The sequence below is a fragment of the Mycobacterium sp. 1274761.0 genome (assembly GCF_001668615.1).
In the GTDB taxonomy this organism is placed as follows: Bacteria; Actinomycetota; Actinomycetes; order Mycobacteriales; family Mycobacteriaceae; genus Mycobacterium.
Window position 1 is genome coordinate 37153 of record NZ_LZMC01000009.1, and the last position, 14299, is coordinate 51451.

Below are 14299 nucleotides of genomic sequence, written 5' to 3' on the forward strand. Positions count from 1 at the left end.
CGCCGAACGCTACACGCCCCGACCCAACGCGGACGCAAGGTCCCCGATGGTGGTGACGGGCAGATCGCACACCCGGCCGCGGCACACATAGGCGGCGTCGGCGCCGTCGACCTGATCGCGATCGATCAGAAGCTCTGACGAGTTCACCGCGCCGCCGACCACCACCGCGCCGCCCGGCGCCATCCTGCGGGCAGCCGTTAACAGCGGCGAGTCCAAACCCGCTGTGGCAACGGCGATCTGAATGGGGCCGCGCACCGCCGCCTCGGCGACGGCCAGCCAGTGGCCGCCCGATCGGGGGAGCCTCGCCAATACCGGCGTCGCCGCCGACAGCGTCTCTGCGGCCGCCGATGCGTACATCTCGGCGCGGGGCCCTGCTGCCAGATGCGCGGCCGTGAGCAACGCTTCGGCCATCGACGACGCGCCCGACGGCGTTGCACCGTCCAGCGGATCGGCGGGCCGGACCAGCAATTGGTCGGCGTCGTCTGCGGTGTCGAACCAGCGGCCGGAGCGGTCCCGGTCGGGGAAGTGCGCCAAGGCAGTGTCGAGCAATCCGGTTGCGGCGTCCAACCATTGCGCTTCACCGGTGATCTGGTGCAGCGTCAGCAATCCGGTGGCCAGCGTCGCATAGTCCTCCAGGATGGCGGGGCTGTCACCGGCCCGCCCGCCCAAGCTGGCGCGGCGCAGCCGCCCGTCGACCAGATGCAGGTCGAGCAGCGCGCGGGCGCATCGCGTTGCGGCGTCGAGGAATTCGGGTTCGGCCAGCGCCACGCTCGCTTCGGCCAGCGCGGTGACCGCCCAGCCGTTCCACGCCGTGACGATCTTCTCGTCGCGTCCGGGCTGGGGCCGCGTCAGGCGTGCGGCCAGCAGCGCCGTCCGCACCCGCTCGAACCGCGCGGGGTCGTCCGGGTCGGCGGGTAGCTGCAGCACCGATGTGCCCCGCTCGAACGTTCCGCTATCGGTGACACCGAAAAGCGCTGCGGCCCAGCGCCCGTCGTCGGCGTCGAGGACTTCTGTCAGTTGCGCAGGCGACCAGACGTAGGTGAGCCCCTCCTGCCCTGCCGCGTCGGCGTCGAGCGACGAGGTGAACATCCCGTCGGCGCCCAGATCATCGATCAGGAAACGGGCCGTTTCACGGGTGATCTTGACCGCCAACGGATTTCGGGTGCGGCGCGCCCAGTGGGCGTAGGCTCGCAGCAGCAGCGCGTTGTCGTAGAGCATTTTCTCGAAGTGCGGCACCACCCAGGAGTCGTCGACGCTGTAGCGGGCGAATCCGCCTGCGAGCTGGTCATAGATTCCGCCCCGCGCCATGGCCATTGCGGTGCGTTCCACGGCGGCCAGCGGCGCGCGCTCACCGGTGCGTTCGTGGTTGCGCAACAACGCTTCCAGCAGGGCCGACGGCGGGAACTTCGGCGCACCAGCGAAGCCGCCCTTTGTCGTGTCCTCCTCTTCCAGCACGCCGGCGACGGCGTGGTCACACAGTCCGGGCTCCACGGCGGGTCCACCGCCCGGCAGCCCGGACGCCATCGACCGCAGCTCGCCGATGATGTGATCGGAGGCTTGCTCGACCTCGGCGCGGCGGTTGTGCCATGTTTCGGAAATTGCGGCGAGCAACTGCAGGAACTGTGGCTTCGGGTAGTAGGTACCGCAGAAGAAGGGTCTGCCGTCGGGGGTCAGAAAGCAGGTCATCGGCCAGCCACCCTGCCCGGTCAGCGCGACGGTTGCGGTCATGTACACCGAATCGATGTCGGGGCGTTCCTCGCGGTCGACCTTGATGCACACGAACCCGGCGTTCATGGCGGCTGCAACTTCGGCGTCCTCGAAGGACTCGTGGGCCATCACGTGGCACCAGTGGCAGGCCGCGTACCCGATCGACAGCAGGATCGGCACGTCCCGCGATGCCGCCTCGGCCAGCGCGTCAGGTGTCCACTGGCGCCAGTGCACGGGGTTGTCAGCGTGCTGGCGTAGATACGGGCTGGTTGCCTCGGCGAGGAGATTGCCCGGGTGTGCCATCAGGGCACCTTGCCGTCCTTGCCGTCCTTGCCGTCCTTGCCGTCCGAACCCAGTTCGGCGGTGTCCTCGGCCGAACCCAGTTCGGCGGTGTCCTCGGCGGACTCCTCGGATTCCTTGCCCGGGAACGACTCCGGCAGCTTGCGCAGGTGCCGGTTCATCGAGCGCACCAGGAAGAAGGTGCCGATCAGCAGCAGCACGACGATCAGCAGACCAAACGGGCTCGCCTTGCCGAAATCCGGTCCGGTGTCCTTGGGCCCCTCGGCCAGCAGGCCGGCGAGTATCACGACGGGGTCAGTCATCGTCGGGCTCGATGCCTGCGAACAGATCGGTTTCGGGCAGGCTGACCGGCACCCGCGACCGTGCCAGCTCGAATTCCTCTGTGGGCCAAAGGCGTTGCTGCCATTCGATCGGAGCGGCGAAGAAGTCGCCGTCCGGGTCTATCTGCGTGGCGTGGGCGCGCAGGGCGTCGTCGCGCTGGGAGAAGTACTCCGAGCACTCGACCCGCGTCGTCACCCGGTCGGCGAACACGTCGAACTCCGGATCCCAGTGCTTGAGCCATTTTTCGAACGGCCCGGTCTGGCCGTGCTTGGCGAACTCCTCCTGCAGCAGCTGCATGCGCTTACGCAGGAACCCGTGGTTGTAATAAAGCTTCTTGACGGCCCATGGTTCGCCCGCTTCGGGATACAGCCGGTAGTCGGCGGCGGCTTCGTAGGCGGCGACCGACACCTGGTGGCAGCGGATGTGGTCGGGGTGCGGATAGCCCCCGTTCTCGTCGTAGGTTGTCATCACGTGCGGCTTGAACTCGCGGATCACCTTCACCAGCGCGGCGGTGGGCACCTCCAGCGGTTCTAGCGCAAAGCAACCCTCGGGCAAGGGCGGCGGCGGATCGCCCTCGGGCAGCCCGGAGTCGACGAAACCCAGCCAGCAATGTTCGACCCCGAGGATCTCGGCGGCCTTGCGCATCTCGTCGCGACGGATCTCGGGCATCCGGCCGTGCACATCGGGCAGATCCATCGCCGGATTGAGGATGTCTCCGCGCTCACCGCCGGTGAGGGTCACCACCATCACCCGCGCACCCTCGGCGGCGTAGCGGGCCGTGGTGGCGGCACCCTTGCTGGACTCGTCGTCCGGGTGCGCGTGTACGGCCATCAACCGCAGCTCTTTCAACTGGTCCCTCATCATTCGAATCACACCGAACGTTCCAACCGATTCGGTAGCCCTATAGTTCCAGTCCTAGTAGATGTAGCCGACCGACGGGGCACCGAACCCTTGATTGATCGTCCCGCAGCCCGCTACGGGCGGCAGCGCATGTCACGCAGGTCACGTCGCTGGTGGGCGGTGGGCCTGACCGCGCTTGTCCTGGTGGCCGGCGTGATTGTGGCGATCGTCGGCTCACAGCGGCTGGGCAGGGGCGACGTGCAGGGCGAACTCGGCGGCTATCAGCTGGTCGACGACGAGACGCTGTCGGTGACGATCAAGGTCACCCGGGCCGACCCCTCGCGCCCAGTGGTGTGCATCGTGCGCGCCCGCGCGATCGACGGCAGCGAGACCGGCCGCCGCGAGGTGCTGGTGCCGCCGTCGACGCAGGACACGGTCAACGTGACCACCACCGTCAAGGCGACCCGGCCGCCGGTGATGGGCGACGTGTATGGCTGCGGCACCGACGTGCCGGGTTATCTGGTGGCGTCCTGATACCCGCGCCGAGGCCGCCTGGCAACAAACGTCGAACAGCCAATACGTGAATCTGCGCTGTCGCGGCGGTGGTAGCATCGTCTGATACACGGTTCCTGCTGGGGCCGTGTATTGCTGCTTTTGCGCGTTGATTAGGCGCTTGCCGATGTGGCAATACATACCGAGCTCCCAGCAGAAGACGCACGGACTTCAATACGCGAGAAGCGCGAAGACGACGACAGGAGCGCGACGACATGACCGACACCCAGGTCACCTGGCTGACCCAGGAGGCACATGACCGCCTGAAGGCCGAGCTCGACCAGCTCATCGCCAACCGGCCGATCATCGCTGCGGAAATCAACGACCGCCGCGAAGAAGGCGACCTGCGGGAAAACGGTGGCTACCACGCCGCGCGCGAAGAGCAGGGCCAGCAGGAGGCCCGCATCCGCCAACTGCAGGAGCTGCTGAACAACGCGAAGGTGGGCGAGGCCCCCAAGCAGTCCGGCGTCGCCCTGCCCGGTTCGGTCGTGACCGTCTACTACGGCGACGACAAGTCGGACAAAGAAACCTTCCTCATCGCCACCCGCCAGGAAGGCGTCAGCGACGGCAAGCTCGAGGTCTACTCGCCGGCGTCCCCGCTGGGCAGCGCCCTGATCGACGCGAAGGAAGGCGAGAGCCGCACCTACACTGTGCCCAACGGGAGCACGGTCAAGGTCACCCTGGTCAAGGCCGAGCCCTACCACTCCTGACGCGAGCCTGCCGGAACCAGCGCGTTAAAGTGCCGTCCGTGGCGCAGATCGCCGAGGACTTGTTTTTGCTGCTGTTGGACAACGCCGACTCGCAGCCCGGTCTCGACCGGACACGACGCAGCCGCGTGCTGTCGGGCGCAGTACTCCTCGACCTCGCACTGTTGTGCCGTGTCCGACCCTCCGTGAATGGTGAACCCGTGCCGCCGGGCAAGTTGGTGGCGCTGGCCGGGCCCATGCCAATCGATCCCATCGTCGACCCGGCGTTCGAACTGCTGGCGCAGCGGCCGCTGACGCCCGCGGCCGCCGTTTCCAAACTGCGGCACCGGGTGCAGGACACCATCGTCGGCCACCTCGAGCGCACCGGGCAGATCCAGCAAGTTCAGTTGCAGAGCAAGCCATTCGGCCACCACACGTCGTGGCCGGTGGTCAACCGCGAACGGCTGACGCAGGCCCGCGCGGCGCTGCTGGCGGCCCTGTTCGACCGGGAGCCGCCCACTCCGCCGACGGCGGCGATCGTCTCGCTGCTGCACGCCGTGGACGGGCTTGGCGCGCTGCTGAGCCTCAACGACCGCGGGTGGAGGTGGGTACACATGCGGGCCAGCGAAATCGCCGGCGGCAGTTGGATCGACGAGTACGAAACCGCGTTGCCCGAGATGAACCTGGCGGTCACCGCGTCGGCGCTGCGGCCAGCGCTAACGTAACGCCTGCTCCAGGTCGGCGAGCAGGTCCGCCGAATCCTCGATGCCCACCGAAAGCCGGACCAGGTCGTCGGGCACCTCCAGTTGCGACCCCGCCGTCGACGCATGCGTCATCGCGCCGGGATGCTCGATCAGTGATTCCACCCCGCCGAGCGACTCGGCGAGGATGAAAACCTCTGTCCGCGAGCAGAACTGGCGAGCGGCTTCGATGCCACCGCGCAGCCGCACCGACACCATGCCGCCGAAAGCGCTCATCTGCTTGGCCGCGACGTCATGGCCTGGATGGCTGGGCAGGCCGGGATAGAGCACGGTCTCGATCGCGGGATGGTTCGATAGGAACTCGGCCACCAGGCCCGCGTTGTCGCTGTGCCGTTGCATGCGCAGCACCAGCGTCTTCAGCCCGCGCATGGTCAGGTAGGCGTCGAACGGCCCCGGCACCGCGCCTGCGCCGTTCTGCAGGAACGCGAACTTCTCGTCGAGTTCCCCGTCATTGGTCAGCAGCGCGCCGCCGACGACATCGGAGTGCCCGCCAATGTATTTCGTCGTCGAATGCAACACGATGTCCGCCCCGAGCGGCAGCGGCTGCTGCAGGGCCGGCGAGGCAAACGTGTTGTCCACCAACACCTTCGGCTGCGGCCCCGACGACGCGGCGGTTTGAGCTATCGCGCTGATGTCGGCGATCGACAGCAGCGGATTGGTCGGTGTCTCGACGATGATCAGCTTGGTTCGCGATGTGATGGCCGCGCGCACGGCGTCGAGGTCGGACAGGGCCACCGCGGTGTACTCGATGCCCCACTGAGTGAACACCTTGTCGATCAGACGGAACGTGCCACCGTAAGCGTCGTCGGGCATCACGACGTGATCGCCGGGATGCAGCAGCGCCCGCAGCGCACAGTCCGTCGCGGCCATCCCGGAGCTGAACGCCCGCCCGAACGTCGCCTCCTCGACCGCCGCCAACGACGCTTCCAGCGCCGCGCGGGTCGGGTTGCCGGTGCGGGCGTACTCGAAGCCGCCGCGCAGCCCGCCGACGCCGTCCTGGGCGAACGTCGAAGTTGCATAGATCGGAGCGTTGACGGCGCCGGTCTGCGGGTCGGGGCGGAAGCCGGCGTGGATGGCTTTGGTGGCCAAACCCTGCCACCTGCTGTTCTCACTCATCACCGCTCAGCGTAACCAGGATCCCCATACGGGATATCGTCAGGCGATGGAACAGTTCCGCCGCGGCGAGCTCGTATTCGACGTCATCGACGCAGGACCGGCCGACGGACCGGTGGTCGTCCTGCTGCACGGTTTCCCCGAGCTGCACCTGATGTGGCAGCCGATCATCGACCGGTTAGGCGCACGGGGCTACCGCTGCCTTGCGCCGCTGCAGCGCGGTTACTCCGCCGGCGCCCGACCGAAACGCCGACGGGACTACCGCAACACCGAACTCGTCGGCGACGTCGCGGCGCTGATCGAGGCCAGCGGTGCGCAGAAAGTGCACCTGGTCGGCCACGACTGGGGCGCCGCCGTCGCGTGGTACGTCGCCCAGGAGCATCCCGATCGCCTGTCCACGCTGACTTCGCTGTCCGTCCCACACCCGGCCGCGTTCCTCAAGGCCATCGCCACCAGCCGCCAGGCACTCGCATCCTGGTACATGCTGTTCTTCCAGCTGCCGTGGATACCCGAGCGGTTCCTGTCGCACCCCCGCGCCCAGAAGGGATACCTGGACTCTCGATCGTCGCCCGAGCTTGCGCACGCAGAGGTGAAGGCCATCCAGGAGCCCGGCGCGTTGACTGCCGCGCTGAACTGGTACCGGGCCATGCCGTTGAGCAACCCGAAGGAGGTCAGGCGCAAGGTCGACGTTCCGACGATGTACGTCTGGAGCGATAAAGATATTGCCTTGAAGGAGAAGGGCGCACGACTCTGCGCCGACTATGTCACCGGCGAGTACCGGTATGAGGTGCTCACGGGCGTCTCGCACTGGATTCTCGACGAGCGACCCGACGCGACCGCCGAGCTATTGCTTGACTGGTTCGGCACCCACCCCTAGTCCGAGCGGGCCGCACCGGACGTCGAACCGCTCGCGCACGGTGTCGAGGCTGTGACGCAGGTGCTCGCGTTCCCGCCGGTGCAGGAGCATGAACTGCGCGAGGTCCAGCGCCCGGCGTGGCAACGGATACCAGCGATTGACGTCGATCCCGCACTGGGAGAACACCTTACGAGGCACTTCGTCGGTGATCAGGCTTATGTTGTGCATCGCCAGCGTGAAAATCGTCAGCGGGAATACCGGATTGGCTCTGTGCCGTAGCTCCATGGCATCGAGCTCATACAAGGGGATGTCATTGAGCATTCCCAGCATCATCAGATGCGTCATGAAATAGCCCATGAACGTGGTCAACTGAAGCGTGGCCGACCGCGGATTGATCGACAGCACCGCTCCGCTCGGCGACGCGTAGGGCTCGTAGGGAAGGTCATCTCTGTAGGAGAAGTATCCCGTGCAATTCACGATCCAACTGCCCGGCTCGATGACTTTCGTTGCCCCACTGCGGAAAACAAGCTGGGTGCAGCCATCGCGGTCGACGACATCGACGAGATGGTCCATCACCACGGTGTTCAAGCCTGCGGCGATCGTCGTGTTCTCCGATTCGGACATCAGTCCCAATAGGAAATTGCCGGTGCGCGGCGTCAGGTGAACGCCGTAGGTGTCTCTGAACCACTCGTTGACGGCGTCTTCGTTGGTGCCATCAAAGCGACGTGTCACACCCAGCGCCAGCGCGTTGAACGACTTGCCGCGCCACCATCTGGCGGCACCGGTCGGCAGCACGCGGTCGCGACTCAGGAAGTAGGTGCCCGACCCCGCCACCAGGTTCACCTCACGACCGGGATAATTGATGATCAGCGCATGCGCGGTGTCCATCGCCGTCTTGCCGCCACCGATCACCCATACCGGGTTCCGGCCCCGCATCTCCTCTCCACGCACATCGCAGTAGTTCGGCGACACCGAGTGCACTCGCCGGGAGGAAAGTTGCAACGGATCGTTGGGCCGGGGCGCGAAGCCGTAGGCCTTGATCAACCGCTTTGTCTCGATGACGAGGCGTCGGCCGTCGGCCGAACTGCACGTGATCCGGACGGCGCCGGGTGCCTCGTCGTGCGACTCGACCTCCCAACCGAAGTACTCGTCGACGCGGACCCGTTCCTTCAAGACGTCAAGGCAGTGCGCGAAGTGGTCGAGCACCTCACCCTGGGTCGCCAGATACGAGCGGTCCCTGCCCAGCGTCCATGCGATGTTCCCCGCGGTGAACATCGGATGTGGTTGGTGCAGCCGCACGTACGGGTAGGTGTCCACCCACATGCCACCGACGCGTGGCCGTCGATCGACCAGGATGACCTTCTGATCGCGCGACAGATACTGGCTGGCGACGAACAGGGCGTTGAGCCCCGTGACGCCGGCGCCGACGATGCAGACGTCGCAACTCTCGACGGCGACGTCGGAGTTAGCGGGTTCAAGGGTGGTCATCGTTGACCCCTTTCTCCAGGTGAGGTGATTGTCGGCCGCAGACACCGGCGGCGATGGAGTAGTCGACTACTCCATCGGAGAGATTCGTCGAGCACGCCACGGTGTAGACATGGACCATGAGCGCCATCGATGACCTTCTTGACCTCGACTCGCTGCTGACGCCGGAAGACAAAGAGCTGCGCGAAACGATCCGCCGGTTCGGTGAACAGCGGCTGCGCCCGCACATTGCCGAGTGGTTCGAGGCCGGTGAGGTGCCGGTTCGCGAGCTAGCCGCCGACTTCGGCAAGCTCGGCGTGCTGGGCATGCATCTGCGGGGGTACGGCTGCGGCGGCTCGACCGCCACTGCCTACGGGCTGGTCTGCCAGGAGCTCGAGGCGGTGGACAGCGGGTTGCGTAGCCTCGTTTCGGTGCAGGGGTCGTTGGCCATGTTCGCCATCCACCGGCACGGCAGCCAGGAGCAGCGCCAGCAGTGGCTGCCGTCGATGGCCACCGGCGACGCGATCGGCTGTTTCGGGCTGACCGAGCCCGACTTCGGCTCCAATCCCGGCGGCATGCGCACCACCGCGCGCCGCGACGGCTCCGACTGGATCCTCAATGGATCGAAGATGTGGATCACCAACGGGTCGGTCGCCGACGTCGCGGTGGTGTGGGCCAGGGCCGAAGAAGGGGTGCGTGGATTTCTCGTGCCCGCCGGCACAAAGGGATTCACCGCCACCGACATGAAGCGGAAATTGTCCCTGCGGGCGTCGGTGACCTCGGAACTGCACCTCGACGATGTGCGGCTACCCGCCGAAGCGCAGCTGCCGGAGGCGCGGGGCCTGTCGGGACCGCTAGCCTGCCTGTCCGAGGCTCGCTTCGGCATCGTGTTCGGCAGCGTCGGCGCCGCGCGGGACTGCTTGCAGACCACCCTCGAGTACGTGGGGATCCGCGAGGTGTTCGACAAGCCCCTGGCGGGATATCAACTGACGCAGGCGAAGATCGCGGATATGGCCGTCGAACTCAGCAAGGCGCAGCTGCTGGCGCTGCATTTGGGCCGGCTCAAGGATGACGGGCGCATCCGACCGGAGCAGGTCAGCGTCGGCAAGCTGAACAACTGCCGCGAAGCGATCAAGATCGCACGCCAATGCCGAACGCTGTTGGGCGCCAACGGAATCACGCTGGAGTACCCGGTGATTCGGCACGCCAACAACCTCGAGTCGGTGTTGACCTACGAAGGCACGTCCGAGGTGCACCAACTGGTCATCGGAGAAGCGCTGACGGGTGTCAGCGCTTTCCGATGAACAACTAAGGGGTGAGCGGGGCGACCTGACCGCCGGTGATCCGGCGCCATGAGTACACCAGGAACAGCGTCGCTACCGGCACCGCGACCAGCAGGCCGATACCGCAGACCAGCGCTCCGACCAGGATGGTCACCACAAACACCAGCCACGTGAGGAACGCGTTGCCGAAGTTCGCCTTGCTGGTGTCGAAGCTCGTCTTGACCGCGTCGACGGCCGACAGGTTGCGGTCCAGCAGCGCCACCACGGTGAAGAGCAACATGATGCTGGCCAGTAGGCTGGGAATGACGCACAGGAAAAACCCGACCGTCGTGATGATGCCGACGATCAACCCGGCGACGATCACCTGACCGATGTTGCGCGGCCGGAAGAACGAGCCGACCGACACCTGCTGGCCGTTGGCGATATCGAGCACGCCGCCGATATACGCGGATTGGATTGCGGCATTGACGATCAGCGAAACAACCCATCCCACGATCGAGATCAGGATCGCAACGGGCCCCCCGGAAAACGGGCTCCACGCAAAGGAGAAACCGCTGCTGTCCGACGTGTAACTACTCGCCCCAGGGCTGACCGCCGCCTCGAGCAGGTTGATGACGACCTGCAGCACGATGGTGATCAGGCCGTAGACCAGCGTCGCGACGATGAGCGGACCGGCGTTCTTGCTGAACTTGTTCCATGCCCACGAGAACGCTTCGCCGACGTTAAACGCTTGTGGCCCACCGTATCCCGGCCCTGCGGGCGGATATCCCGGTTGACCCGGCGGATATCCCGGCGCACCTGGCGGCGGCGGTGGATAGCCACCTTGCTGCGGTGGTGGCGGGTAACCGCTCGGGGGTGGCGTCGGCGGGTAACCGCCCTGCTGGGGCGGCGGTGGGTAACCGCCGGGCGGAGGGGGCGGCGGATAACCGCCCTGTCCGGGTGGCGGGTAATTGCCCTGCCCCGGCGGAGGATAACCGCCGCCGGGCGGATGGGGAGGCGGTGGATTCGTCATCAAACTTCCCGAGGTCGCACGTCGACGATCAGAGCGGAACCGCGATCGTGGAGACGATCTTGTCCACGAGCGTCTGGCGCTTGTCGTCCCACAGTGGGAACAGCACCGCGATCAGCCAGATGATGAAGCACAGGCCGCCGAACACCAAATAGATCAGTTCGCGGACGACCGACATTCCGAAACCGATTGGCTGGCCCGTCTTTTCGCTCACTATCTTGAACTTCATGATGCCCTTGCCGATGCTGGATCCCGTGGTGCCCTGGCGATAGCCGAGGTTCCAGATCACATAGGCCAGAGCGATCAAGCCGGCCAGCGCGATGGAAAGCTGACCGATCGTCGACGCGCCCTCTGCGCAGAATTCGCCGAGTTCGTATTCCGATGTGTCGGTGACGCAGGCGGTTTCGCGGGTTCCTATCAACAGCAACCAGCCGATGCCCTCGATGATGAGGACCGGAATGTAGTCGATGATGTACGCCAACACCCGCGTACCCCACGGCGTATAAGCCTCTTTCGGCAATGCGCCAGTGGCCTGTGGCGCGAAGCCGCCCTGCTGCGGCGGCGGGAAGCCACCGCCCGGTGGCGGTGGCGGCGGATATCCACCCTGCGGAGGCGGCGGTGGCGGATAATTTCCCGGCGGAGGTGGCGGTTGATCGGTCATGGACACCTTCCAGTTCCATTAGCTGGGACCAAGCGTGCTTAATGTACCTGAGAAGTTGCTTACCGCAGGGTCTTCGACAAAACCGTGCGGCGTGTTATACCGGCGACGCCGGGTTAACGCCGAAAGTTGCCGTCGGACAGGAATCCGAGGAGGTCGTGGCGGGTCAGCACGCCGACGGGCTTGCCTTCCTCGACCACCATGACGGCGTCGCAGTCGCGAAGCGCTTTCGCGGCCTGGCTGACCAATTCGCCGGCACCGATCAACGGCAGCGGCGGCAACATGTGCTGCGACACCGCGTCGGCGAGCTTGGCCCGGCCTTCGAAAACGGCCGACAGCAATTCACGCTCGCTGACACTGCCCGCAACCTCGCCGGCCATCACCGGCGGTTCGGCACCGACGACCGGCATTTGGGACACGCCGTATTCGCGCAGGATCCCGATCGCGTCGCGCACCGTCTCCGACGGATGCGTGTGCACCAGGTCGGGCAGCGCGCCAGACTTGCCCCGCAACACATCCCCGACCGTGGCCTGCTCGACGGAGCCGCCGAGCCTGCTGCGCAGGAATCCGTACGACGACATCCATGCATCGTTGAAAACCTTTGACATATAACCGCGTCCGCCGTCCGGAAGCAGCACCACCACAAGCGAATCCGGTCCGGCTTTCTGTGCCACCTCGATCGCGGCGACTACGGCCATTCCGCAGGATCCGCCGACCAGAAGTGCTTCTTCGCTGGCGAGGCGGCGTGTCATGTCGAACGAGTCGGCGTCGGAGACGGCGATGATCTCGTCGGGCACGGACGGGTCGTACGCCGCCGGCCAGAAGTCCTCACCGACCCCTTCGACGAGGTACGGCCGCCCGGTGCCTCCGGAATAGACCGAGCCCTCGGGGTCGGCGCCGATGATGCGAACGGGACCCTCTGGACGCCCCGCGGAAACCTCCTTGAGGTACCGCCCTGCGCCGGTGATGGTGCCGCCCGTGCCGACACCGGCGACGAAGTGCGTCACCGTGCCATCGGTATCGTTCCAGATCTCGGGACCGGTGGTCTCGTAGTGGCTTTCGGGCCCCATCGGATTGGAGTACTGGTCGGGTTTCCAAGCCCCTTCGATTTCGCCGACGAGGCGGTTGGAGACGCTGTAGTAGCTGTCGGGATGGTCGGGCGGCACCGCCGTCGGGCACACCACGACCTCGGCGCCGTAGGCGCGCAACACGTTCTGCTTGTCCTCGCTCACCTTGTCCGGGCAGACGAAGACGCATTTGTATCCGCGCCGCTGGGCGACGAGCGCCAGGCCCACACCCGTGTTTCCGGACGTCGGCTCGACGATGGTGCCGCCGGGCTTCAGTTCGCCGCTGGCTTCTGCCGCGTCGATCATCTTCACCGCGATGCGGTCCTTGGCGCTGCCGCCCGGGTTCAAGTACTCGATCTTGGCGGCGATCCTGCCGCCGCCTTTCGGGGCAACCGAATTCAGCTCAACCAGAGGGGTGTTGCCGATGAGCTCACTGACGTGCGAGGCGATGCGCATACGCACATCGTCTCAGGCGGGCGGAACTCTTACCAGGTGGCCTCTCGGATGTAGTCGCCGATCTGACGCAGCGACCGCCTGGCCTCCTTGACCGCCGAGCCGGCGATCTGGAAGACATGCATCTGGCCGGGCCACACCCGGACCTCCACCGGCACCCCTGCGGCCGCCAGCATGTGGGCCGCCTTGCGGGCGTCGTTGAGCAGGACCTCGGAGCCGGATACATGGATCAGCGTGCGCGGCAATCCCGGCTCGATGTGGTCGAGCGGCTCGTAGACCTCTTCGGGCTTGCCATCGACGATATTGCGTTCGGCGGCCGCCTCCACCAGCTCGATCAGCGCGTGGAAGGCCTTCGGCGGCAACATCGCATCGGAATGGATGTTCGGGTGGTTGGCGCGTGCGGTGTTGTCGATCTCGAACAACGGCGACAAAGTGACGATGGCCGCAGGCGTCTCACCCGCCAAGCCCTCCTGCTGCAGCTTCTCGGCCAACGCAAGCGCCAGGTAGCCGCCGGCGGAGTCGCCTGCGAGAACGATCTGGTCGGGTTCGTAACCCTTCAGCCGCAGCCACTTGTAGGCGTCATAGCAGTCGTCGACCGCCATGCCGACGGAATGCTTGGGGATCATCCGGTAGTTGACGACGAGCACAGGGCTGTCGGCAAACTTCGACAACGCCTCGGTCAGGCGGCCGTGGCTGTTCACACCACAGGTCAGGAACGCGCCGCCGTGCATGTAGAGAACGACGCGGCGGTTGCCGTCGGCCGGCAGGACGCCGGCGGCCCGGACCAGCTGGGCGTTGCACTTCGGTAGGGCGATCGTTGCCCGGACGGTGCCCGGCGCGGGCTTGAGAACGCGGCACGCGAAGTCGACGACACCGAACGGCCACGGGAGCCGCGGGGCGTAGCTACCGATAGCCAGAGCCGGCCGGATGGTGAGCATTGCGCCCAGCGCGAGCATCCGTCCGCCCAGGCTGGGACCGTCTTCGATGACCTCTACAGGCGCCCCGTCGCTGACAGGAAACTTGCGAGGTTTGTGACCCTTAGCTGCATAAATCACAGCACGAGGGGTCGTGGGAACCTTACTTGGTGCCGTCATCGCCACCACTTCCTACGCCGACGTAGTGCCCGGGGGTGGCTCGTTGCTCGGCCGACCCCGGTGAACATAGCTTGACATATATAGCCAATACAACAATCAACGAAACTTATTCAATACCCGACTTGATATCGCAAC

At 66.0% G+C, this 14299-nt stretch carries 14 protein-coding genes; 5 read left to right on the forward strand and 9 right to left on the reverse strand.

The features are described 5' to 3' along the window. Nucleotides 1–9: 9 nt before the first annotated feature. From A5651_RS01215 to mca, 3 genes are read right to left on the reverse strand one after another with little or no spacing between them, the layout of a single operon-like run. Nucleotides 10–2010, reverse strand: coding sequence for a thioredoxin domain-containing protein (locus A5651_RS01215; RefSeq protein WP_066974742.1), 2001 nt, complete (start codon nt 2008–2010; stop codon nt 10–12). Beyond that, nucleotides 2010–2309: a hypothetical protein gene (locus A5651_RS01220; protein WP_066974743.1), complete on the reverse strand. Its 300-nt coding sequence runs from the start codon at nt 2307–2309 to the stop codon at nt 2010–2012. Before A5651_RS01220 ends, A5651_RS01215 begins: the two co-directional genes overlap by 1 nt. Next, nucleotides 2302–3177 carry a mycothiol conjugate amidase Mca gene (mca, locus tag A5651_RS01225; protein WP_066974863.1) on the reverse strand — a complete coding sequence of 292 codons (876 nt, stop codon included), beginning with the start codon at nt 3175–3177 and terminating at the stop codon, nt 2302–2304. The genes A5651_RS01220 and mca overlap by 8 nt, the downstream gene beginning before the upstream one ends. Before the next feature lie 102 nt (nt 3178–3279). Here mca and A5651_RS01230 point away from each other — a divergent pair, with 102 nt between their 5' ends. The 3 genes from A5651_RS01230 to A5651_RS01240 all read left to right on the forward strand — a co-directional run bounded on the left by A5651_RS01230 (nt 3280) and on the right by A5651_RS01240 (nt 5131). After that, complete coding sequence (locus A5651_RS01230) at nt 3280–3702, forward strand: DUF4307 domain-containing protein (RefSeq protein WP_066974745.1); 423 nt, start codon at nt 3280–3282, stop codon at nt 3700–3702. Between the two features lie 233 nt (nt 3703–3935). Then, nucleotides 3936–4430: a transcription elongation factor GreA gene (gene greA, locus A5651_RS01235; protein WP_066974747.1), complete on the forward strand. Its 495-nt coding sequence runs from the start codon at nt 3936–3938 to the stop codon at nt 4428–4430. Nucleotides 4431–4468: 38 nt separating this feature from the next. Beyond that, nucleotides 4469–5131, forward strand: coding sequence for a GPP34 family phosphoprotein (locus tag A5651_RS01240; RefSeq protein WP_066974868.1), 663 nt, complete (start codon nt 4469–4471; stop codon nt 5129–5131). Here A5651_RS01240 and A5651_RS01245 read toward each other — a convergent pair. Beyond that, entirely contained in the window at nt 5123–6283 is a 1161-nt protein-coding gene (locus A5651_RS01245) for a cystathionine gamma-synthase (RefSeq protein WP_066974865.1), read from the reverse strand. The genes A5651_RS01240 and A5651_RS01245 overlap by 9 nt on opposite strands. A gap of 46 nt (nt 6284–6329) precedes the next feature. On the opposite strand from A5651_RS01245, the gene A5651_RS01250 reads away from it, so the two are divergent. After that, complete coding sequence (locus A5651_RS01250; protein WP_066974749.1) at nt 6330–7157, forward strand: alpha/beta fold hydrolase; 828 nt, start codon at nt 6330–6332, stop codon at nt 7155–7157. Here the strand turns inward: A5651_RS01250 and A5651_RS01255 are convergent. Continuing rightward, nucleotides 7125–8624, reverse strand: coding sequence for an FAD-dependent oxidoreductase (locus tag A5651_RS01255; RefSeq protein WP_066974752.1), 1500 nt, complete (start codon nt 8622–8624; stop codon nt 7125–7127). The two genes, A5651_RS01250 and A5651_RS01255, sit on opposite strands and share 33 nt — an antisense overlap. Nucleotides 8625–8740: 116 nt before the next feature. Between A5651_RS01255 and A5651_RS01260 the strand changes: the two genes are divergently transcribed. Continuing rightward, complete coding sequence (locus A5651_RS01260) at nt 8741–9904, forward strand: acyl-CoA dehydrogenase family protein (protein ID WP_156662487.1); 1164 nt, start codon at nt 8741–8743, stop codon at nt 9902–9904. A 4-nt stretch (nt 9905–9908) separates the two neighbouring features. Here the strand turns inward: A5651_RS01260 and A5651_RS01265 are convergent, their stop codons facing one another. The 4 genes from A5651_RS01265 to A5651_RS01280 all read right to left on the reverse strand — a co-directional run bounded on the left by A5651_RS01265 (nt 9909) and on the right by A5651_RS01280 (nt 14164). Then, the gene (locus tag A5651_RS01265) at nt 9909–10895 is read right to left on the reverse strand and encodes a hypothetical protein (protein ID WP_066974754.1); all 987 of its coding nucleotides are present in this window, start codon (nt 10893–10895) and stop codon (nt 9909–9911) included. Between the two features lie 28 nt (nt 10896–10923). Continuing rightward, nucleotides 10924–11553 (reverse strand): RDD family protein, encoded by a 630-nt coding sequence (locus A5651_RS01270; protein WP_066974872.1) that lies wholly within the window; start codon nt 11551–11553, stop codon nt 10924–10926. 113 nt (nt 11554–11666) lie between these two features. Beyond that, nucleotides 11667–13073, reverse strand: a complete 1407-nt coding sequence (locus tag A5651_RS01275; protein WP_066974756.1) for a cystathionine beta-synthase — start codon at nt 13071–13073, stop codon at nt 11667–11669. Nucleotides 13074–13102: 29 nt separating this feature from the next. Continuing rightward, entirely contained in the window at nt 13103–14164 is a 1062-nt protein-coding gene (locus A5651_RS01280) for an alpha/beta hydrolase (RefSeq protein WP_066974874.1), read from the reverse strand. Nucleotides 14165–14299 lie beyond the last annotated feature (135 nt).

Bases quoted from the DNA above. Each gene is read 5' to 3' on its own strand.
- A5651_RS01275 (WP_066974756.1), bottom strand. From the start codon at position 13,073: ATGCGCATCGCCTCGCACGTCAGTGAGCTCATCGGCAACACCCCTCTG.
- greA (WP_066974747.1), top strand. From the start codon at position 3,936: ATGACCGACACCCAGGTCACCTGGCTGACCCAGGAGGCACATGACCGC.
- A5651_RS01220 (WP_066974743.1), bottom strand. From the start codon at position 2,309: ATGACTGACCCCGTCGTGATACTCGCCGGCCTGCTGGCCGAGGGGCCC.
- A5651_RS01215 (WP_066974742.1), bottom strand. From the start codon at position 2,010: ATGGCACACCCGGGCAATCTCCTCGCCGAGGCAACCAGCCCGTATCTA.
- A5651_RS01265 (WP_066974754.1), bottom strand. From the start codon at position 10,895: ATGACGAATCCACCGCCTCCCCATCCGCCCGGCGGCGGTTATCCTCCG.
- A5651_RS01255 (WP_066974752.1), bottom strand. From the start codon at position 8,624: ATGACCACCCTTGAACCCGCTAACTCCGACGTCGCCGTCGAGAGTTGC.
- A5651_RS01270 (WP_066974872.1), bottom strand. From the start codon at position 11,553: ATGACCGATCAACCGCCACCTCCGCCGGGAAATTATCCGCCACCGCCG.
- A5651_RS01250 (WP_066974749.1), top strand. From the start codon at position 6,330: ATGGAACAGTTCCGCCGCGGCGAGCTCGTATTCGACGTCATCGACGCA.
- A5651_RS01260 (WP_156662487.1), top strand. From the start codon at position 8,741: ATGAGCGCCATCGATGACCTTCTTGACCTCGACTCGCTGCTGACGCCG.
- A5651_RS01280 (WP_066974874.1), bottom strand. From the start codon at position 14,164: ATGACGGCACCAAGTAAGGTTCCCACGACCCCTCGTGCTGTGATTTAT.
- A5651_RS01245 (WP_066974865.1), bottom strand. From the start codon at position 6,283: ATGAGTGAGAACAGCAGGTGGCAGGGTTTGGCCACCAAAGCCATCCAC.